22 protein-coding genes are annotated in these 20,192 nt (G+C 34.2%); 14 read left to right on the plus strand and 8 right to left on the minus strand.

All coding sequences use genetic code 11. The annotated features are described in order from the left end of the window. The 3 genes from ACW8TM_RS11165 to ACW8TM_RS11175 form a co-directional block, all read left to right on the plus strand. Positions 1–681, plus strand: a 681-nt coding sequence (locus ACW8TM_RS11165) for a CapA family protein (RefSeq protein WP_491533376.1), incomplete at its 5' end; no start/stop codon positions are given. 89 nt (positions 682–770) lie between these two features. Continuing rightward, positions 771–1,037 (plus strand): hypothetical protein, encoded by a 267-nt coding sequence (locus ACW8TM_RS11170; protein ID WP_491533377.1) that lies wholly within the window; start codon positions 771–773, stop codon positions 1,035–1,037. Positions 1,038–1,281: 244 nt separating this feature from the next. Further along, entirely contained in the window at positions 1,282–1,581 is a 300-nt protein-coding gene (locus ACW8TM_RS11175; protein WP_491533378.1) for a hypothetical protein, read from the plus strand. Between the two features lie 41 nt (positions 1,582–1,622). Here the strand turns inward: ACW8TM_RS11175 and ACW8TM_RS11180 are convergent, their stop codons facing one another. Next, positions 1,623–2,252 (minus strand): hypothetical protein, encoded by a 630-nt coding sequence (locus ACW8TM_RS11180; protein WP_491533379.1) that lies wholly within the window; start codon positions 2,250–2,252, stop codon positions 1,623–1,625. Between the two features lie 361 nt (positions 2,253–2,613). Here ACW8TM_RS11180 and ACW8TM_RS11185 point away from each other — a divergent pair, with 361 nt between their 5' ends. After that, the gene (locus ACW8TM_RS11185) at positions 2,614–2,862 is read left to right on the plus strand and encodes a hypothetical protein (protein WP_491533380.1); all 249 of its coding nucleotides are present in this window, start codon (positions 2,614–2,616) and stop codon (positions 2,860–2,862) included. Between the two features lie 8 nt (positions 2,863–2,870). Here ACW8TM_RS11185 and ACW8TM_RS11190 read toward each other — a convergent pair whose 3' ends face one another. The 4 genes from ACW8TM_RS11190 to ACW8TM_RS11205 form a co-directional block, all read right to left on the minus strand. Beyond that, entirely contained in the window at positions 2,871–3,437 is a 567-nt protein-coding gene (locus ACW8TM_RS11190; RefSeq protein ID WP_491533381.1) for an HD domain-containing protein, read from the minus strand. Positions 3,438–3,508: 71 nt separating this feature from the next. Continuing rightward, positions 3,509–4,504, minus strand: coding sequence for a zinc-dependent alcohol dehydrogenase family protein (locus tag ACW8TM_RS11195; RefSeq protein ID WP_491533397.1), 996 nt, complete (start codon positions 4,502–4,504; stop codon positions 3,509–3,511). A 64-nt stretch (positions 4,505–4,568) separates the two neighbouring features. Continuing rightward, the gene (locus tag ACW8TM_RS11200; protein WP_491533382.1) at positions 4,569–4,934 is read right to left on the minus strand and encodes a hypothetical protein; all 366 of its coding nucleotides are present in this window, start codon (positions 4,932–4,934) and stop codon (positions 4,569–4,571) included. A gap of 90 nt (positions 4,935–5,024) precedes the next feature. Then, entirely contained in the window at positions 5,025–6,380 is a 1,356-nt protein-coding gene (locus ACW8TM_RS11205; protein ID WP_491533383.1) for a geranylgeranyl reductase family protein, read from the minus strand. Positions 6,381–6,808: 428 nt separating this feature from the next. Here ACW8TM_RS11205 and ACW8TM_RS11210 point away from each other — a divergent pair, with 428 nt between their 5' ends. Then, positions 6,809–7,954, plus strand: coding sequence for an amidohydrolase (locus ACW8TM_RS11210; RefSeq protein ID WP_491533384.1), 1,146 nt, complete (start codon positions 6,809–6,811; stop codon positions 7,952–7,954). Positions 7,955–8,036: 82 nt separating this feature from the next. Continuing rightward, positions 8,037–8,909, plus strand: coding sequence for a class I SAM-dependent methyltransferase (locus tag ACW8TM_RS11215; protein WP_491533385.1), 873 nt, complete (start codon positions 8,037–8,039; stop codon positions 8,907–8,909). 10 nt (positions 8,910–8,919) lie between these two features. On the opposite strand, the gene ACW8TM_RS11220 is transcribed toward ACW8TM_RS11215, so the two are convergent. Then, on the minus strand, positions 8,920–9,711 hold the full coding sequence (locus tag ACW8TM_RS11220) for a class I SAM-dependent DNA methyltransferase (protein ID WP_491533386.1): 792 nt from the start codon (positions 9,709–9,711) through the stop codon (positions 8,920–8,922). A 136-nt stretch (positions 9,712–9,847) separates the two neighbouring features. Between ACW8TM_RS11220 and ACW8TM_RS11225 the strand changes: the two genes are divergently transcribed. The 7 genes from ACW8TM_RS11225 (at position 9,848) to ACW8TM_RS11255 (ending at position 16,965) form a co-directional block, all read left to right on the plus strand. Beyond that, positions 9,848–10,336, plus strand: a complete 489-nt coding sequence (locus tag ACW8TM_RS11225) for a flavodoxin domain-containing protein (RefSeq protein ID WP_491533387.1) — start codon at positions 9,848–9,850, stop codon at positions 10,334–10,336. A 59-nt stretch (positions 10,337–10,395) separates the two neighbouring features. Next, the gene (locus ACW8TM_RS11230) at positions 10,396–11,523 is read left to right on the plus strand and encodes an aminotransferase class V-fold PLP-dependent enzyme (RefSeq protein WP_491533388.1); all 1,128 of its coding nucleotides are present in this window, start codon (positions 10,396–10,398) and stop codon (positions 11,521–11,523) included. 94 nt (positions 11,524–11,617) lie between these two features. Next, positions 11,618–13,063, plus strand: coding sequence for a TldD/PmbA family protein (locus ACW8TM_RS11235; protein ID WP_491533389.1), 1,446 nt, complete (start codon positions 11,618–11,620; stop codon positions 13,061–13,063). Beyond that, a complete protein-coding gene (locus tag ACW8TM_RS11240; RefSeq protein WP_491533390.1) occupies positions 13,060–14,421 on the plus strand; it encodes a TldD/PmbA family protein in 1,362 nt (453 codons plus the stop codon). The genes ACW8TM_RS11235 and ACW8TM_RS11240 overlap by 4 nt, the downstream gene beginning before the upstream one ends. Positions 14,422–14,637: 216 nt before the next feature. Further along, the gene (locus ACW8TM_RS11245) at positions 14,638–15,549 is read left to right on the plus strand and encodes a pantoate kinase (RefSeq protein WP_491533391.1); all 912 of its coding nucleotides are present in this window, start codon (positions 14,638–14,640) and stop codon (positions 15,547–15,549) included. Further along, positions 15,542–16,378 (plus strand): 4-phosphopantoate--beta-alanine ligase, encoded by an 837-nt coding sequence (locus ACW8TM_RS11250; RefSeq protein WP_491533392.1) that lies wholly within the window; start codon positions 15,542–15,544, stop codon positions 16,376–16,378. Before ACW8TM_RS11245 ends, ACW8TM_RS11250 begins: the two co-directional genes overlap by 8 nt. Then, complete coding sequence (locus ACW8TM_RS11255; protein ID WP_491533393.1) at positions 16,354–16,965, plus strand: hypothetical protein; 612 nt, start codon at positions 16,354–16,356, stop codon at positions 16,963–16,965. Before ACW8TM_RS11250 ends, ACW8TM_RS11255 begins: the two co-directional genes overlap by 25 nt. 209 nt (positions 16,966–17,174) lie before the next feature. On the opposite strand, the gene ACW8TM_RS11260 is transcribed toward ACW8TM_RS11255, so the two are convergent. Together ACW8TM_RS11260 and ACW8TM_RS11265 are read right to left on the minus strand one after the other, a co-directional pair. Further along, positions 17,175–17,306, minus strand: coding sequence for a hypothetical protein (locus tag ACW8TM_RS11260; protein WP_491533394.1), 132 nt, complete (start codon positions 17,304–17,306; stop codon positions 17,175–17,177). A gap of 8 nt (positions 17,307–17,314) precedes the next feature. Next, positions 17,315–17,470 carry a hypothetical protein gene (locus ACW8TM_RS11265; protein ID WP_491533395.1) on the minus strand — a complete coding sequence of 52 codons (156 nt, stop codon included), beginning with the start codon at positions 17,468–17,470 and terminating at the stop codon, positions 17,315–17,317. Positions 17,471–17,673: 203 nt separating this feature from the next. Here ACW8TM_RS11265 and ACW8TM_RS11270 point away from each other — a divergent pair, with 203 nt between their 5' ends. After that, positions 17,674–19,617 carry a beta-propeller domain-containing protein gene (locus ACW8TM_RS11270; protein WP_491533396.1) on the plus strand — a complete coding sequence of 648 codons (1,944 nt, stop codon included), beginning with the start codon at positions 17,674–17,676 and terminating at the stop codon, positions 19,615–19,617. The last annotated feature ends 575 nt before the right edge of the window (positions 19,618–20,192 follow it).

A 20,192-nucleotide genomic window follows, 5' to 3' on the forward strand; every position in this document is an offset into this window, starting at 1 on the left:
AACAAATTCGTAAAGGGTGATGAAGTCAAAATTGAATTCAAAGTCAATAAAAAAGACGAAGAAGGAAACTTAAAAGCCATAAGAAATGCAAAGAAAATGGCAGACTTCGTAATGTTCTCCCTACACTGCCACGAAAGATACCTAAGCCTAGAAAAACCAGCACCCTTCATAGAAGAATTCGCAAGAAAATGCATAGACTCAGGAGCAGACCTATTCATTGGACACGGCCCCCACGTCCTAAGAGGAATTGAGATCTACAAGGGCAAACCAATATTCTACAGCCTAGGCAACTTCATATTCCAAATCGACCTAATCAAAAAACAACCAGCAGATCTATACGAAAGATACAAACTAGACTGGAAAGCAAAAACATCAGAACTCTACGACACTAGGGAAAAGGGAACACCAGAACTAATCAAAATGGGATTCAAATGGTTCACCGCAAAGCCAGAATACTGGGAGACAATACTAGTTCACTGCACCTTCAATAAAGGTAAATTCGAAGAAATAAAACTATACCCAGTAGACCTAGGATTCGAAGAAACAAGACCAAACAGAGGGAGACCACTACTAGCTAAAGACAAAAAAGCTCTAAAAATCCTAAAAAACATCAAGAAACTATCCAAACCATATGGAACCAAAATAAAAATTGAAGAAAATATAGGAAAAGTAAAAGTATAGAGACCATAACTTCCTTAGACATCTGAAAAACCATGTAATTCAAGACGAATAATTTCACACCACAATGAAAATGAGAAATGGTGGTATAAGTGATAAAATTAGACATTCTCATGAAAAGATTAATGAACATACTATTAGAAAATATAGAGAGACTTCCATTGACAGATCTCTACTTAACTCATCCAATTTTGAAATCAAGAAAGTATAGAGAAACTTTAAAATCAATATTGTTAAGGTATATGGAGAGTAAAAGTTTAAATGAAATATGCAAACTAGTAAACTCCGCCTCCTTAACCATATTAACATACAGATTAATTGGGAAAACTCCTAGGAAAGTATTCAATATTATAGAGTGAATAGAGAAACAAAGACTCAATGACGGTGGATGGCATTGGAAACCTAAACATTTAAAGCCGAAGAGAAGTCTAGCGTGGTCTACTGCACTTGTATTGTCAACCTATAAATGTATTGGTGTGAAAATGGATTACGACACAATAATCAGCTTCTTAACAGAAGACTGGAATCATAGAAAATGGGACGGTTTTCCAGAAGTGGCCTTGACATATCTTGGTTATGCTGGATACAATAAGTTATGATAAGTTGACAATTGAACCGATAAGATATTTAATTAAGACACAACTAGAAAATGGTGCATGGCTAGGATACTCTCCCCAAACAGCTAGAGGAGGAGTTTTTAGGACATGTATTGTACTTAATGCGCTAACATTAATGAAACTTGGACTAGAAGAAGAATACATTAGAAATGGCTTAAAATTCACAGAAACAAAGATACAAAAAATATTAAATGCCAGATGGGAAGGAGTCCTAATACACGCACTTTATGGGTTAACAAGCACTCTTCAAAACCTAAATCTTCAGCAAAACACTATAACAACCTGAAATTGAAGACACTGATTAACTATCACAATGCAATGAACAACTCAAGTAACTCTCTTCATGCTTTCAACTATCCTCAACGCTTCCTCCAATCCTATAGATGGATGAAAACCATAAAGGTAGTTCATGCCCTTAATCCACACATCTACTAATATTGCATAATTGACATCTTCTCCTGGAAAGTGATAACCCTTTAATATGCCTGCTTGTTCATCTAGGTAGGCTTTGAAGAGTTGGTTGTTGATGGTTATGTTTATGAATTTATCTGATGTTCTATTGGGATCGTCTCTAAATGGTATTCCTGACGATCCATAAATTTCAATTCCAATTTCAGCTGCACGTATTCTTGTTTCACCACGTTTACTATATAATATTATTAATGGGAATCCAATTGTGCCATTTTCATCAACCTTGGCCCATATAGCAGTCAATTTAAATCCTTCTGGAAGATAAGTTGGTAGATATAATTTTATTTTTCTAGCTTTAAATTGACTAATAACATCAGTATAACTTACTATCTTCCCAATCGCCTCAAATGGAACTGGACCTAAAAATAGTGGTTCTTCAGTCTCTTTCTCTATAAAGTGTGAATATCCAGCCATTATTGCTGAACCAATCAGAATTACAATAAAGGTCATGTCTAGAATATTTTGTGTGAAATTAGTTTTTCCCATCATGAGAATATATAAAAATCTGATATATATTTCTACTATTAAGGATTAACTAAAAATGTTGATTTTAGAAAATTAAGATGTATATTTACTTGCAAAATATCTAGTTAAAATTTATCAATTCTAAGTCTAAATGTAGGTTTCAGTAGTTTGGCTAGGGAATATTCATAGTATCGGAAGAACCTAATTATACACATTATAATTAGTAAATGAATTTTAGAAATATTCTAGAAATATTTGAAATTTACCATTTAAATTCCTGAGATAGTAGGAGGGGTTGACAGTAATGTGGGCAATTATTTTATTGGGAAATTGTTTTAAGGGTGTTGTTCCTCTCTATGTTGTAATCTTAGGAAGAGATTAGATGTCTATGGAGAAATTACCAGTTTCAGAGAAATTAAAAGTTCTCAGTTATACTACATTATATAAGTCTAGTAAGTGGTGGGCTGCAGTGGTTTTACTGGAATCATTTGGAAGAAGACAAGTGGCTTTGTATGTATGGTTAAATAGGAAAGGAAAGTGGAAGCGTAATCAAAAATTCACCATACACAATAGAGCTGAATGGAATAGAATTAAAGAGCTTGTGGAAAAATATATTGATCAATTAAATTAATTTTCAAGCTATGAAGTTAAACGGCTTAGTAGTTCTTCGAAATTTAAATTTAGTTCTTCGAGATACTTTAAGAGTCTTGAATGGGTTGTTTCTTCAATTTCCTTTAGGTATGAAGTTCTGATACCGTAATCTTCCATGTAAACTCTGCATTGAAGATAAGTGGCTATAGTGTCTGCTAGTGCTACGATTTTAGCTTCAACAGTTTCACCTTTAATATACTCTTTAAACATGTCTATTAAGTCGAGGTTGCATTCTAGCTTTCCTAGAAGGTTTTCTAATGCTTGGAGACTGATTTCATTTAGTTCTCTATCTCCCATTTTAATTTTAATTGGTTTTGGAATGTCTGAAATAATTGCTTCTGGGAAGTCATGGATTAAGGCCATTTTCAATGTTTTCTCTATATTTAATTCTTGATTTTTATTGATTTCATGAGCTATTTGGAGAGAAATGATTGCTACTTTTAATGTGTGCTCAGCAACATTTTCTGCTAGGTCATATGGGATTTTTGATAAAATCCATCCAGTTCTTTTTAATCTTCCAAGTCTATCAAGGGCTTCAAATATGCTTAACTTCAATTGGAACACCTTGAAGATAGTTTCATTCACTATTTATAATTAAATTTTTGGAAAATAAGTTAATTCTCTAGTTAAGCTACTTTCAGTACAGCTGAGCCCTTTAATCTACCTCGTTTTAAGTCTAATAGAGCTTTATTGGCATCCTTTAGGTTATATGTGCTTATTGTTGTTTTAATTTTAATTTTACTAGCTTCATTTAAGAGTTCTCTAACATCTGCTCTCGTTACATTGGCTACACTTTTAATTTCACGTTCAAGCCAGAGTAAATTGTAGGTTAGATTTTCAATTGGGGTCATGTAGATTCCAGCTAGGATAAGTCTGCCACCCTTATCAAGTTTCTTTAAGGCTTCAACTGCTACCCATCCTGCAGGAGCAAAGACTATAGCTGCATCTAACTTAACTCCAGGATCATCAGTGGGGCTACCAGCCCAAATGGCACCTAAATTGACTGCGTGTTCTTGTCTAAGTTTAGATCTAGTGAAGACATAGACTTGTAAACCATAACTTATAGCTACTTGAATAATCATATGTGCTGAAGAGCCAAATCCGAATAGACCTAAAATTCCCTTTGACTTATTGAGCAGCTTAGTTAATTTCAATGCTCTATATCCTATAGCTCCTCCACATAAGAGTGGAGCAACATGTGGATCATCTAGACTATTGGGAAGTTTATGAATGAAATCTTTATGTGCAATCACATATTCTGCATATCCACCATTCACATTATAACCTGTAAAAAGTGCATTGTCACACAGATTTTCCAGGTCAGCTTTACAATACTTACATTCTCCACAACTCCAATATAACCATGGAACCCCTACACGTGTACCAATTAGATTATGGTTCACATTATGTCCAGTATCTTCGATTACTCCGACAATTTGATGTCCCACTATAACTGGTAATGTAACAACTGGAAGTTCACCCTCAATGATATGTAGATCCGTTCTACAAACACCACAATATTTGACTTTAATTAAGACTTCATCTCTTTTAGGATAAGGCTTGTCCAAATCAACATCAACTAGTGGAAATGTTTCAATTGGTGCTTGATTATATAACATCATTGCCTTCAATTAATTCACCAATATAACAAGTTTAACAAAATCTAATTTAAAGAATATTGAATAACTATCTATGCCTGATAATTTTTGAACTGAAAATAATAAACACTATTCCTAAAAACATTAAGCCAATGCCGCCAAAATATCTAAGATAAATTCTGGGAAAGAAATCTAGAAAAGTAAGTCCACTTAAAATGAAGAAAACTCCAGCAGTCATAGTTAATATAGCTCCAAAGCTTCTTGGAACTAAAATTTCTATACGTCTCTCAATTTTAATTAAAGTAGCTATAATAAATCCCACACCCATTCCTATAAGAACTCCAACATCTGGTCTTCCTAAGAGTTCTCCTATACCGAGACCAATAAACATTAAAGCTACAAAAATTTGCCATGACCATCCGCTACTTCTATTTCCAAGGCTAAAAATCCACATATTATTCACCACGCACGTTTCTACTAGAATAGTAGAGTTATTAAACTTATCTTCTCTAAATTTATCTTAAAGTAATTATAAAACATAATTTCATTTTATTCTTCTTAAATAATCATTTATTAATGTTTTAACCTTAACTCTCCACTTCTGAAATCCAGATACCTCTCTAGGATAATTGTAGTATAGAACTCTAATTTTCTTCATATAATCTCTAACTATCTTCAATTTATGGAGCAGAGTTGGCCGTGAGAACAATTTTAAAGCTTTAAAGAGCTTTCTTTCTACACTCAACTTTAGTTCACCTGAAGATCCTACTAAGTTTAATTCCTCTCCCGTTATTACCTGCTTTTTAAATGCAAAGTTTAAATCTTCATCAGATAAACGTTGAAGAAACATTCTGAAAATATCGAGGGAAGCTTGCTTTGCACCATACTCTTCAATATATCTTATTGGATAAGTCCATAGGGCTTCAATGGTAGGTTGAGCATTATTTTCAAGCGCATTCAATACAGCTTCAGTGGCACATTTTGCACTTACCATTGAGGGGCCAATTCCCCCTCCGTGAATAGGATTACAAGTATATGCTGCATCTCCAATAGCTAAAATACCATTAGCAACTGGACAGTCTAATGGTCTCCTAGTAGGTACTACGCCTCCACCTCCATGAATTTTTCTAGAATTTTTAATTTCAGGTCTGGTCTTAATAAATTGCCTATACTGATCAATTGGATTTGGTGCATCTCCTACTGGTTGAACACCTAAACCGACATTTGCTATTTTTCTAGACTTCGGAAAAAACCACCAGTAACCTCCAGGTGCAATCTTCTTAGATAAATAAATTATTGCATAAGTTGGATCCAAATCCACTTTAGTTTCAACTATCTCCCTATAACATACATTCGTATCCTTTGGAGCTATTTTCTCACTAATCCACCAATCTTCAGGCAATTTAGTTCTAACTACACTTGCAATACCTGAAGCATCAATTACAAGTTCTCCCTCAAATTTCTCTCTAGAAGAAGAGACTAAGTCTATTCCAACAACACCCTTGACAAAGCCTTTCTTAATGATAGGCTCAACCACATGGACATTATCGTAGAGACTTACTCCTGAATCTAATGCCATCTTCAATAATCTTTGACCAAAAGCATATCTATTTACAGCAAAACCTTCCCCCTCAACAATTATTGAATAATTTTCATTAGGTGAGTATATCTTCACACCTTTAAACACTCCTTCAAGCTCACTACTTGAAGGATAAGATAACCCTAAATTATCAAAATGATGCTTACCTATAGCATCACCACAAACCTTCTCACCAATTTTATCCTTAGATTTCCTTTCTAGTAATGCAACCTTTAAACCACTCTTAGCTAGTAAATAAGTTACATAAGAACCTGCAGTTCCAGCTCCAACAACAATCACATCAAAGTGTCTCCGATCCATAATTTCCCTCCAACGGTGTCAATAGATATTCAAATTCATTATACTTTAATACTTATCATACACTTATAAGATTAGGACAAAAATACTGGTATATCACGCTTTTCTTCACTCCTTTCTTTTAAATCCTCTCAAAATTTAACGGAAATCATGACAATTATGCGTTATTTTCCCTTCAATATCCATTACTAGCACACTAAGGAACAGCTAAGCCACTCAATAGTAGTATGATTAGTGAGTATATACTTTAATACGTTTATAGCAAAATTTTGTGGTCATACTATTTTAATAGACTACTGAAAATATGCAGACATACATTACCATAAATTCACCTTTAATGCATTATCAACTTAATCGATATCTCTAACCTTGTTTTAAATTTTGGGTAAAGTTAATAGTATTCAAACCGTAATTGTTCATGAGGTGTTTATATGAAAGCCATTAGAGCGGACATCTTGTATACTGGAAAACCTGATAAGGTATTAAAAGAAGTATACGTTATCTTCAATAAGAACAGGATAATAGATGTAACTAAAACAAAACCTAGCAATTTAGAAATAATCGAAGGCAAAGTTGTCACACCAGCCTTTATAGATGCTCATTGCCACATCGGTATGGCTAGGCATGGAGAACCATCAAGTGAAGATGAAGCCAACGAAAAGTTTGATACCGTATTACCTCTAGCAGATGCATTATACTCAGTATATCTTGATGACAAGGCATTTAGAGAGTCAATTGAACATGGAATATTGTATTCATGTGTATTGCCTGGAAGTGGAAACATAATTGGTGGAAAGGGTGCACTCATTAGGAATTACGCCTCTGATATAGAAGATGCATTTATAAAGTATGCAGGAGTAAAGGCAGCTCTCGGTTATAATCCAAGAAGCACAGTTGAATGGAAAGGAACTAGACCCTATACAAGGATGGGAGCAATAGCAATACTAAGAAAATGGCTTTTAAAGGCTAAAGACAGCTTAAAGCTAATTGAAACAGGTAAGAAAACTTTGGAAGAGATTGAACCAGAAATTAAATATCTTTTCCCAATAATCAAAGGTGAAGAAATTCTTAGAATCCACGTTCATAAAGCTGATGATGTCGCAGGATTACTTCTCTTAAAGAGAGAATTCAATTTCAAAGCAACAGTTGAACATTTATGTGACATAGATAAAAAATTAACCTTTGAAAAACTTAAGAAAGAAAACATCCCAATAATATATGGACCAGTAGATGCCTTTGCATATAAAACTGAATTAAAGCATGAATACTGGAGAAATGTGAAGCATCTAGTAGAAGTTAAACCATTATTTGGCTTAATGTCAGATCATCCAGTAATACTTCAAAGAAACATCTTCTTACAGCTAAGATTCTTCAGAAGATTTGGAATGAGTAAAGCTGAATGCATATCACTATTAACACTAAACAATGCAAAAATACTGGGTGTAGAAGATAAGCTAGGCACCATTGAGAAAGATAAGTGGGCCTCAATGATAATATGGAATGGAGATCCATTCAGCTTAGAATCATATCCAATAATGGTTATAGGTGAAGGAAAAATACTCCACGAAGAAAAATAAAAATCTCCCTCTTTTTTCCAAATCAATATAATAAATGAATATCATTAATTTAAATAGAGAATGCTAAAACTGGAGATAAGCTATGCCCCTACATGAACATCATTACAAATTTAACAAGAAAACCCTAATAACAAAATTTACAGCTATGAAAATTCTAACAGCAAAAAGGTCAAATATAAAAAAAGTAAACGTCACATTCGACTTAGGATTCACAATAGAAACAGTTGAAATCACTAATGGAAATGTAATAATTAAAGATCATGTCTTGCCATTAAACTATCTAAATGAAATATTAGATGACGATGGAGTATTCATGATTGAAGATGAAGGAATCATGAAAATAGCCTTCTATAGTAAAGGAAAATACTACAAGTTAAAAGCTATAGCTGAAGACACAGCACCAACACTTGAAATTAGTGGAATTCACATGCATAGAATAAAGAATATAACACCATGGCAAGACACATTAATGAAAATTAGAGCAGCAAGAATTAAAAGAGGAGTAAAAGTCCTAGACATATGCACTGGACTAGGATATACAGCGATTGCATCAATTCAAAAAGGAGCATCACATGTATTAACTATAGAGAAAGATGAAAATGTACTTAAAATAGCCTCTTATAATCCATGGTCAAGGAGACTTGAAGACAATAAAGTGAGGATAATATTAGGAGACGCAGCAAAGGTAATTAGAGAATTGGAGGATGAAAGCTTCGATAGAATAATTCATGACCCACCAAGACTCGTATTAGCAGGAGAACTATATAGTAGAAACTTTTATCAAGAGCTCTATAGAGTATTGAAGAAAAAAGGCATACTATACCATTATACTGGTCAGCCTGGAATTAAAAGAGGAATCAGTGTTATTCAAGGTGTAGCGAGAAGGTTAAGAGAAGTAGGATTCAGTTTAACTATTAATCGCTCAGTACTAGGTGTTATAGCATTTAAGAATTAAATAGATAAAATTACTTTGCAACAGCAATGCACACTGCATTCCTGGTTTCAAAATCAATCTCATTATACCCGTAAATCTTGTCTGAGTCCCATGAAACCTTATAGAAGGCTTTAGGTGTAAAGTTACTTTCAACTAGAAAATGTTTTAACTCATTGACAGTAAACGCTCTGAGTATATGATACTCATGGAAGTGATCTTTAAGTTTATTATTCTCAATAACATAGCACTCCAAGTCGAAAGTGATAACACTATCGGATATATTAAATCTACCATCAATTATCCTTAAAATTACAAGGTTTTCCTTGGGAACACATTTTCTAATTGTTCGCCATCTCGGTCTCTCAGCATAATAGTATGGAGGCCAAAAGTCAAATATGAAGATACCACCTTCAACTAAATGCTTCCTAATGCTCCTCAAAGCTTTAAAGATATCTTCATCAGTGACTAAATAACCAAAGGTACCGAAAAGACAAATAGCAACATCAAATTTCTTGCTTAACTTAATATCCCTCATATCTTGAACATAAAAATTAACATTCAAACTTAGCTTTTCAGCCTTCTTCTTGGCTTGGGAAACCATAACTTGGGACGAGTCGATTCCAGTTACTTCATAACCCATCTCAGCTAAGATTAAAGAGTGTTTTCCCGTTCCACAGCCAACATCAAGTATCTGCTTTGGTTTAAAACTTAGAAACTTTTCAAAATACTTGACTATATCTTTGCATTCTTGCTCATATTTTTTATCATAATATATTAGGTCATAGTATTCGCCATACCTCACATAAATATTAGAACTAGACATTTCATTTTATAACCCATGAATTTTAAAATTAAAGTTTTTGGATAATTAAAATTAACTTAGTGTTGCTCCTATACATAAATCTATTTGACGACAAAGTTCAATAATCAATAAATACATACATCAATAAGGTGTAAGAATGCCTAAAATATTAATTACATATTATTCAAGGACAGGAAACACTGCCAAGATGGCTGAAGCGGTAGCTGAGGGGGCTAGAAGCGTTAAAGGAGTAGAGGTAATAGTTAAACGAGTTGAAGAAACATCAATTGAAGACTTATTAAATGCAGATGCAATAATTATTGGTTCACCAACATATTATGGATTATTAGCTGAACCAGTGAAGAAGCTAATTGATGAGAGCGTAAAAATCCACGGCAAACTTGATGGAAAAATTGGAGCAGCCTTCACTTCAGCTGGCGGAGAATCATCTGGAGCTGAAACAACAATAATGTCAATTTTAACAGCCATGCTAGTACATGGGATGGTAATTCAAGGTGACCCAAAAGAACAACATTATGGAGCAGTAGCAATTGGAAAACCAGATAAAGATGAAATTGAGTTATGTAAAAGAAAAGGTAAAAGAGTAGCTGAATTAACCCTAAAAATTTTTAAAAACAAAACATGAAAATTAATAAAAGTTAAATAGAATTCTAAACCTAAAGTTTAAAGCTGGAGTTGAATTAAATGATTAACATTAAAAAATACCGTGAAGAATTCCCCATAACTAAAGAATACATATACCTAAATCATGCAGGACACTCACCAGCATGTAGAAGAGTATATGAAGCCATAAATAAATGTGCAAGAGAATTACTGAGGAGTGGTGATTACATAATAAATGTAAGAGAAACTAAGAAGAGCTTCGCAAAACTCATAGGTGCAAAAGTTGATGAAATAGCAGTCGTCACAAATACTACTATTGGATTAAACACAATAGTACATATGCTTGAAGTTGAAAGTGGAAAGAATATTGTAACTAACGATTTAGAATATCCATCTAATATTTATCCATGGCTTAAAATGAAAAGCAAAGGAATAGAAGTAAGATACGTTAAAAATGTCAATGGTAGATTACCCATCGAAGCTTATGAAAAAGCAATTGACGACAATACATTAGCAGTAGCTATAAGTCATATAACATGGACCAATGGCTTCAAACATAACTTAAAGGAATTAGCCAACATGGCCCATAAGCATGGAGCCTACTTGATAGTAGATACAATACAAGCATTAGGAGCAGTAAGGGTAAATGTAAAGGATATGGACATAGACTTCATGTCAAGTGGCACATATAAATGGCTTCTAGGTCCAACTGGTGCAGGATACCTATATATAAGAGAGGAATACATTGACAAATTCACACCACCCTACGTAGGCTACTTAGGAGTGAAATATAAGGAAGATCCACTTGAATTTAATTTATACAAAATTGAATGGAGAAAAACAGCAGAAAAATTTGAACTTGGAACCATGAGTCATCTAAGCTTTATAGGAGCACAAGCAGCCATAAAATTAATTCTAGAAATAGGAATAGAAAATATTGAAAAGAGAGTAATGAAGTTAACACGATATTTAATAGATAATTTACTAGACTCAGGATTTAAGCTACAAACACCAATAAATGATGAAGAAAGAGGAGGCATCGTAAACTTCAAACTAGAAAATGGAAACGAAATATGTAAAAAATTGAAGAAAGAAGAGAAAATAGTAACCTCCTATAGAGCAGGAGGACTAAGAGTTTCACCCCACTTCTACAACACAAAGGAAGAAATAGACATATTAATCGAGAAAATAAAGAAACTAGCGAAATAAACTAAAATTTCTCTATTCTTTTTAAAAGTAGGCTATCATTAGATTTATTTCAAAAAACAACATAGATTATATAATGGTTTGTGGAGGATAACTTATGGAGGAACTTACCTCAAAGGCTATTGAAACAGCCCTTGCTCACGGAGCAACCTATGCAGACATAAGAATAGTAGAACAAACATGGCAAACAATAGTTACAAGAAATGCCAAAGTTAGAAGAGTAAACATTGGAAGTAGTAAGGGGTTTGGGATAAGAGTAATTGTAGATGGAGCATGGGGATTCTCAAGCCACTATGAAATAACACCAACTGAAATTGAAAAAGTAGCTAAGGAGGCGGTTAAAATAGCGAAGGCAAGCGCTAAAATAAAAAAGAAAGATGTAAAACTAGCGCCAGTAAAAGCAGTAAAAGACACGTACAAAACACCCTTCATAAAAGATCCATTCACCATACCATTAGAAGAAAAAATAAAACTACTAATTGAAGCTGATAAAAGGATACTTGAAAAAGGAGAGTTAATTAAAGTTGCAACTTCATCCATGAGAATATTTAGAGAAAATAAAATTTTTGCAAGTAGTGAAGGCTCATATATAACTCAGGAAATTACATGGTGTGGAGCAACAACAAGAGCGGTAGCAGTTGGATATGGAGAAGTTCAGGACAGATCATATGATGGAAGAAACTTTAATACAGGAGGATATGAAATAATCGAAGAAATAAACCTACCAGAAAAAGCTGGAAAAAGCGGAGAAGAAGCAGTAAAGCTACTGACAGCAAAAAACTGTCCAAGTATGGTTACAGATGTAATAATCGGCGGCAGCCAACTAGCACTACAAATCCATGAATCCTGCGGCCATCCTACAGAGCTAGATAGAGCTCTAGGAGCTGAAGCCGCCTATGCAGGAACAAGCTTCTTAACTCCAGATAAACTTGGTAAATTTAGATATGGAAGTGAGATAGTAAACCTAGTTGCAGATGCCACTGCCCCAAGAGGGCTTGGAACCTTCGGATATGATGATGAAGGAGTACCAGCACAGAAAGTATACTTAGTGAAAAATGGAATATTTGTAAATTATCTAAGCGACAGAACATCTGCAGGTGAACTAGGATTACCATCAAGCAGTGGAGCAGCAAGAGCATCAGGATGGAATAGAATTCCATTAGTAAGAATGACAAACATTAATCTTGAACCAGGAGACTGGGACTTTGAAGAATTAATACAAGAAACAAAGAAGGGAATATATGTAGAAACTAATAGAAGCTGGAGTATAGACGATAAAAGATTAAACTTCCAATTCGGCACACAAATAGCATACCTAATAGAAAACGGAGAATTCAAGGAACTGCTTAAAAATGCAGTTTATACCAGCATCACACCACAGTTCTGGGGGTCATGTGACGCTATATGCAATGAGAAATACTGGCACATGTGGGGTACACCAAACTGTGGTAAAGGACAACCTGGCCAAGTGATGTATGTTGGACATGGAACTTCACCAGCCAGGTTTAGAAATATAAGAGTATTCTCGGGGGTTAGAAAATGATTATTGGAAAGGAAACATGCTTAGAGATAGCTCAAAAATTAATTAAAGAAGCATTAAATCTAGGAGCAACCCAAGCAGAAGCAAGAGTACAAAACTTTTCAAGTTATCTAACAAGATTCGCTAACTCAGTGATACATCAAAATGTAGGTGAAACAAACTTTAATTTAACATTAAGATTTGTACTAGGAAAGAGAATAAGTACAGTGAGCACTAATGAATGGGGTTTAAACGCCATAAAGAAGCTAGCGGAAAGAGGATATAAAGTAGCAAGAGTTCTAGAAGAAAACCCTGAATTTATAAGTCTACCAGAACCAGATCCAATACAGAAATTAGAGGACCTCTACATTAAAGAGACAGCAGAATGCACGCCAGACACTAGAGCTGAAATGGTAAAGACATTAATAGATGAAGCACACTCAATATCACCAAAAATAAGTGAAGTTTCAGGTGCATTATCAACATCAACACTTGAAATGGCAGTGGCAAACTCACTTGGAATAAATGCATATGCAAAATCAACCATAGCCAACCTACAAACAATAATAATATCGCGGGAAAATGGAATTGAAGGATTCGGATATGCGGGAGACGTGTCAAGAAATGTTAAGGAGTTAAATCCAACCGCCATAGGAATAGAAGCAGCAGAAAGATCAGTGAAAAGCCTAGGGGCAAAGAAAATTGAGCCAGGAGAATATGAAGTAATTCTAGAAGCATATGCAATGGGTACGGCACTAGCTTATACAAGTTCCGGGTTTAGCGCCCAAGCCTACCAAGATGGAACAAGCTTCATGAATGACCTAATGGGTAAAAAAGCATTCAACGATCAATTCACCCTATGGGATGATGGAAGAGACCTAAAGGGACTAGCATTCCCCTTCGACCTAGAAGGAATACCAAAAAGAAAAATAATGCTAATAGAAGAAGGAACACCAAAAAACATAGTATATGACTCCTATACGGCGCATAAAGAAGGAAAGAAATCAACTGGACATGCAGGTTTCTATGGGCCAATACCAACACATCTATTCATGAAGCCAGGAGACGCAACCCGAGAAGAAATGATAAAAGAAACAAAGAAAGGCTTACTTGTAACAAGACTACACTATGTAAGAACAGTTCACCCAAGAAAACTGGTAATAACTGGAATGACAAGAGATGGAACATGGCTAATAGAAAATGGAGAAATAAAGCATCCAGTAAAGAATCTAAGATTCACAGAAAGCCTATTGAGAACATACGCCAACATCGAATTAATAGGAAAAGAAGTCAAGAGAATCGGTAGAAGATGGTATGGAAGTATACTTACACCAGCAATAAAGGCTAAAGTCTTCCAATTCACAGGGGTCACAGAATACTAAACTTCCCTTCTCATTTTTTAGAAAAACCATCCTCTAACAGAAAACCTAGCACAGATAATGAAAAATTAAACATTTAGTTAACAGCAAATGGACGTAGAGTAATCTAAAGAAAATTTAATCAGAGAGAATGGCTTTAACTTCACGTTTAACACCCTCAATTAATATATCACATATATTAATAGGTCAGATAGCATTTTATGAAAATGGTGACGACGAGTGAAAGTAGTTAAAGCATTCTCTCCAGGGCATATAACTGGCTTCTTTGAAATATGTGATCAACCTCGAGATCCATTACTAAAAGGGTCTAGAGGAGCAGGCTTCTCAATAACTCATGGAGTTACTACCGAAGTCCATGTGGAGCCATACAGTAAACTTAAAGTTTCAATTAAAATTAATAAAATGCCAACTAGTGAAGCTGAAGTCTCCATGAAAGTTATAAAAATATTTTCCCATCATTTTGACTTGAATTTTAAAATTTCTGTAGACCATAAAGTTGAAATCCCTATTGGCTGTGGCTTTGGCTCTAGTGGAGCAGGAGCTCTTAGCTTAGCTCTTGCATTAAATGAAGCACTAAACTTAGACCTATCCCCCATTGAAGCCAGTCATTTTGCTCACTTAGCTGAGATAGAGTGTAAAACTGGACTTGGCACAGTTATAGCTGAATTCTATGGTGGATTTGAAATTAGAGTGAAGCCAGGTGCACCGGGAATTGGTGAAGTCAGGCAAATTCCAGTCAAAAAGCGTCTTAAGGCTGTTTGTATCTCACTTGGTTCCCTCTCGACTAAGAAGGCTCTTTTGAATGCAGATTTAAGGAGGAGAATAAATGCTTATGGAGGACGTTTTGTAGATATTATTGCTAGTAATCCTTCAATTCACCTCTTCATGAGTCTATCACGAGAATTTGCTGAAAAAATAAATTTGATGAGCAATGAAATTTTAAACATTATTAGAAAACTAGATAAGCTAGGTTATATAGGTAGCATGATGATGTTTGGCAATGGGATCTTCATCTTAGTAGAAGAAGATGAAGTCCCCGAAGTAGTAAAACTATTAAGAACATTTACTCTTAAACCACATGATCTAATAGTGTCAAAAATAGACCATAAGGGGGCTAGGCTAATTGAGTGAATGGCATATTCCTCCTAATCACCCAAGAGCTCAGTCACTAAGAATTAGAGAAAGATTAATTGAGTATTGGAAGAAAGGTGTAGTCGCTACAGCTGGGCTGATCGCTCATGGAAGAGGTGAAGCCTTTGACTACCTGATAGGAGAAAAAACAATTAAACCAGCCGCCAAAGCTATCAAAGCAGCAGCCGTAGCACTCCTATTAGCCAAGCATCCAGTTATTTCAGTTAATGGTAACGTGGCTGCTCTAGTAGCTGAAGACATAGTTAAATTAGCGGAAGCTACGGGAGCCAAAATTGAAGTAAATCTCTTCTATAGATCTAGGGAAAGAGAGGAAGCAATAGCTAAAGTTCTAAGAAAAGCTGGGGCTAAGGAAATTTTGGGTGTTGGAGAAGCTGCATCCGCTCGAATACCAGAAATTGGTAGTGAACGCAGAAGAGTGGATCCGCGGGGCATTCTAATTGCGGATGTAGTTCTAGTTCCCCTGGAAGATGGTGATAGAACAGAAGCCTTGAGGAAGATGGGGAAAACAGTTATAGCCATAGACCTAAATCCCCTATCTAGAACTGCCCAGTACGCTTCAATAACCATAGTTGACAATGTGGTTAGGGCAATGCCTAGACTCGTGAAAGAAGCTGAGAAGCTCAAGTGTCAGGATAGGGAGCTTCTCAGACAGATAATCATATCATATGATAATAAGCAAATCTTAGAAGAGAGCATCAAGGTAATTTATGAAAGGCTTAAGAAGTTAGCTGAGAAAGGGATTTTCATACCGGATGCTTTAACCTTCAGGAGGGAGATATCAAGTTGGAATTGTCTAAGACTAGACTAATAGCCCTATCAGCTATATTTTCCTCTTTAGCAATCATGGCTACCATGATCAAAGTACACCTTCCATTTGGAAATCCAAACTTCGGATCAACTCCAATTACAATAGCAGCAGTTCTTTTTCCATGGCAGGTTGGCGTGATCACAGGAGTTGCGAAGGGAATTGGAGCATCTTTATGGACTGGTCAAGCCTTTATTGAAATGCCAGCCGGATTAGGAGATGCTACAATGGCCCTTTTCATCAATCTAATAGCAAAAAGATGGAGAAAAATTCATGCAGTCATTTTGGGTCAGTTATCTAGATACATTTTCACCTCAGGAACAATTGCACTTTACATCGGATCACTCATAACTCTTGGATTGGCATCCCCAACAGAAAAAATGTTATTTGAAAGATTACTGGTCAAAGTGGCGGGCTTCGCAAATGTAATTTCTCAGCTTCCTCCATTAATACAAAACATTCTGATAATTTGGTTCGCAATAAGCTTTCCTGCAGTAACAATCTCAATCATAGTTAACGCCACTGCCACAGCCCTAATAATCAAATTTGCTGAAAAACACATTAAAAAACTAATACAAAGCAAACAATAACTGTCACATGAAGCTTTATGAAGTTGAATAATTCTTGAAATCAACTAGGTTTTCTCATCTAATGCCTTTTATATAATTTCTCTATTAAAGCTGGAATCTTATCTGTTAAGATTTTGCCTGTTTCAAGCGTCTCTAATATAAATATGTAAGGTCATTGTTGAGAACTTTAATGTCTACAGGGTGACTCGGTTTTCCTGAGAATTCACGGTCTAATTAAACTTGTAATTTAGAAAATCTACGTCTTCACTTATATAGACTGCAACGTCAACTTCTCTTAAGGGATGGTCTTTTAAGAAGGATCCATAGATTAATGCTAACACAACTTCCTTAATCTCACTCAACATTCCCCTCAACCTCTCAATGATGATCTCTTTTCATCATCAGTTGGTTCACAAAATCTAAATTTTCCATATTCCTCAAGTTCAATTACACTTACCTTATAGTTTTGTTCTAGTTCATATCCTATTCCTAACGCATCTTCAATTAATGGAACTTCAATAATCACCTCAATTATAAAAACCTCGAACTATTTATTTTAGGGCCTTATGAAATTGAGGACATGTAATAGCTTTTAAAGGTGTTGAATTTATATTGAATAAGTCACAGAAAGCCTACTGAGAGGATTAGAATACTGTTCAAAAATTCATACTAAGTGTTCTAAAGTCTAGTATTTTATTACTCCATAAACTAATAATGATTGGTGGAAAAATGAGGATGAAAATAGAAGTAAAAACAACGATATTATTAACATTAATAATAGGCATTTTAATTTCAACTACAATATCAACAATAAAGATCCTAGAAGAAAAATCAAATGAAACAAAAATACCTGAAATCAAAACATTCAATTCAATTGAAGAATTAAAGAGTTACATTAAATTAACGAGAACTATATATACATATCATCCATTTCTGGAAACCACACTTATACCAATGCCCGCAGTTAGAGGAGAGATAAGAAAGTATTCAACAACAAATATTCAAGTAACTGGAGTTGATGAAGCAGACATAGTTAAAACAGACGGAGAATACATTTACATAGCCTCTAGAAATAAAGTTTACATTGTAAAAGTATATCCGCCAGAGAATACAGAGATCACAGAAACATTGAAATTTAATGGAACAGTTAAAGGGCTCTTTATCAGTGAAGAAAGATTAATCATAATAACTTCAACTAATTATGTGCGCATTCTGATAGAGAAAAATGAGACAGAAACAACAGTTATACCAAGAATTCCACATCACCCATTAAACACAACAATATTTGTCTATGACATCTCAACTATCAGCAATCCAGAACTAATAAGTCAAATAAATATTACTGGAGATTACATAACCTCAAGAATGATAGATAAATACGTATACGTAATAATTCAGCAACACATTTTGGGAGAGCCAATAATACTGCCAATTATAGATGGAGTCAAAGTTAAGCCAACACAAATAAAGTATATTGTAGGTGAAAGTGGACATCGATTCACCATCATAGTAGCAATAAATATCGAAAATGGAGAACATAAAGAGGAAATATATCTACTAGGAGCGTCAAGTTATATTTATGTATCATTAAGAAACCTATACATATCAACTCCACGATGGTTTAAACCAGAAGAAATACTAGATAAGTTAATCGAAGCAATACTACCAATACTTCCGTCGGAAATTGGAAAAGAAATTACAAGTATAATGCAATCAAATCTAAACACCAGAGAAAAATACGTCAAAATAGTAGAAACAATATCAAACTGGTTCAATAACCTACCATCAAAAGAAAGAGAGAAATATGCTAAACAATTAATACAAGCCATCACAGAGGTAATTTCATCAAAATGGCATGAATCAACAGCCATATACAAATTCAAATTAGAAAAACTAGAAGTAAAGCTAACAGCACAAAACACAGTTCCAGGAAGAGTATTAGATCAATTCTCCATGGATGAATACAACAATTACTTTAGAATAGCGACAACGACTACTAAATATGAAGTAATCAACGGACAAATAACAAGACCAGTAACATCAAATGCAATTTACATATTGGATGAAAACTTAGAAGTCATAGGAAAACTCGAAGACATAGCAATTGAAGAAAGAATCTATGCTGCAAGATATATGGGAAACATAATGTTCCTAGTAACCTTCAGAAGAATAGACCCACTATTCGGCATAGACCTATCAAAACCAACACATCCAAAAATAATCGGCTACCTGAAAATCCCAGGATATGCAGAATATCTCCACCCGTACAAAAACAACTACCTAATAGGCATAGGAATGCATACAGATGAAGAGGGAATAGTAAAAGGACTAAAAATATCACTATTCGACATATCAAACCTTACAGATATAAGGGAAATCTCAAAAATAACCATGGAAGGAAGATACTGGTCACCCCTATTCAACGACCACAAAGCATTCATGATAAACGAAGAAAAACAATACTTCACCTTCCCAATAGAAGGTGAAAAAAGAGGAGTAATAGTAACTGAAACAAAAGAAGGGAAATTACAAATAAAAGGAATAATTGAACATGAAAATGCACGAAGAACAATATACATAGAAAAATACATCTACACAACATCATCAAGTCAAATTAAAATACTAACAGAAGAATTAACACTAATAAAAACAATAGAACTAAATAAACAATAACCGTCAAGAACAACATAAATATATCTGATATTTTCTCTTTAATTTATTATTTTATTTCTTCAGAGACTAGTACCTCTAATATCCAGACTTTAAACTTAAATCTAATTTATGGCTTTTCTAAAACCCTTCTTATTATAGTTCTAATGTATAGTTTATAAGATAATTTATTTAGAAATTTGTTTACCATAGCTATTTTGGATTTTTACAAATAATTGAAATGTTTGATATAATTTAGATATTGTGAGATATAGAATTTTTGAATTATTTATTGTAATGGTTTTTGTTGCTGGATCGAAAAGTATATAAGTGGGTGGTTTTTTGTTCATGGTGTTTATTTAAAAGTTTTTCGAGGGGATTTTTCAGTGGTATTGTTGCGAAGAATTTAAATTCGCTTAAAATGTAAAAATAGAGTAGGAGAAAATAGATCTCCCTCTAGGTTACAAAAAATCTTAATTAAAAAAGAATTGAAAGTTTGTAAAATTTTAAGGTTATCTCATCAATCCTTAGATTAAGTTACAAAAAATCTTAATTAAAAAAGAATTGAAAGATTTCTTCTATTGCATCTCTGAACAACT

This window comes from Candidatus Culexmicrobium sp. (genome assembly GCF_058356305.1).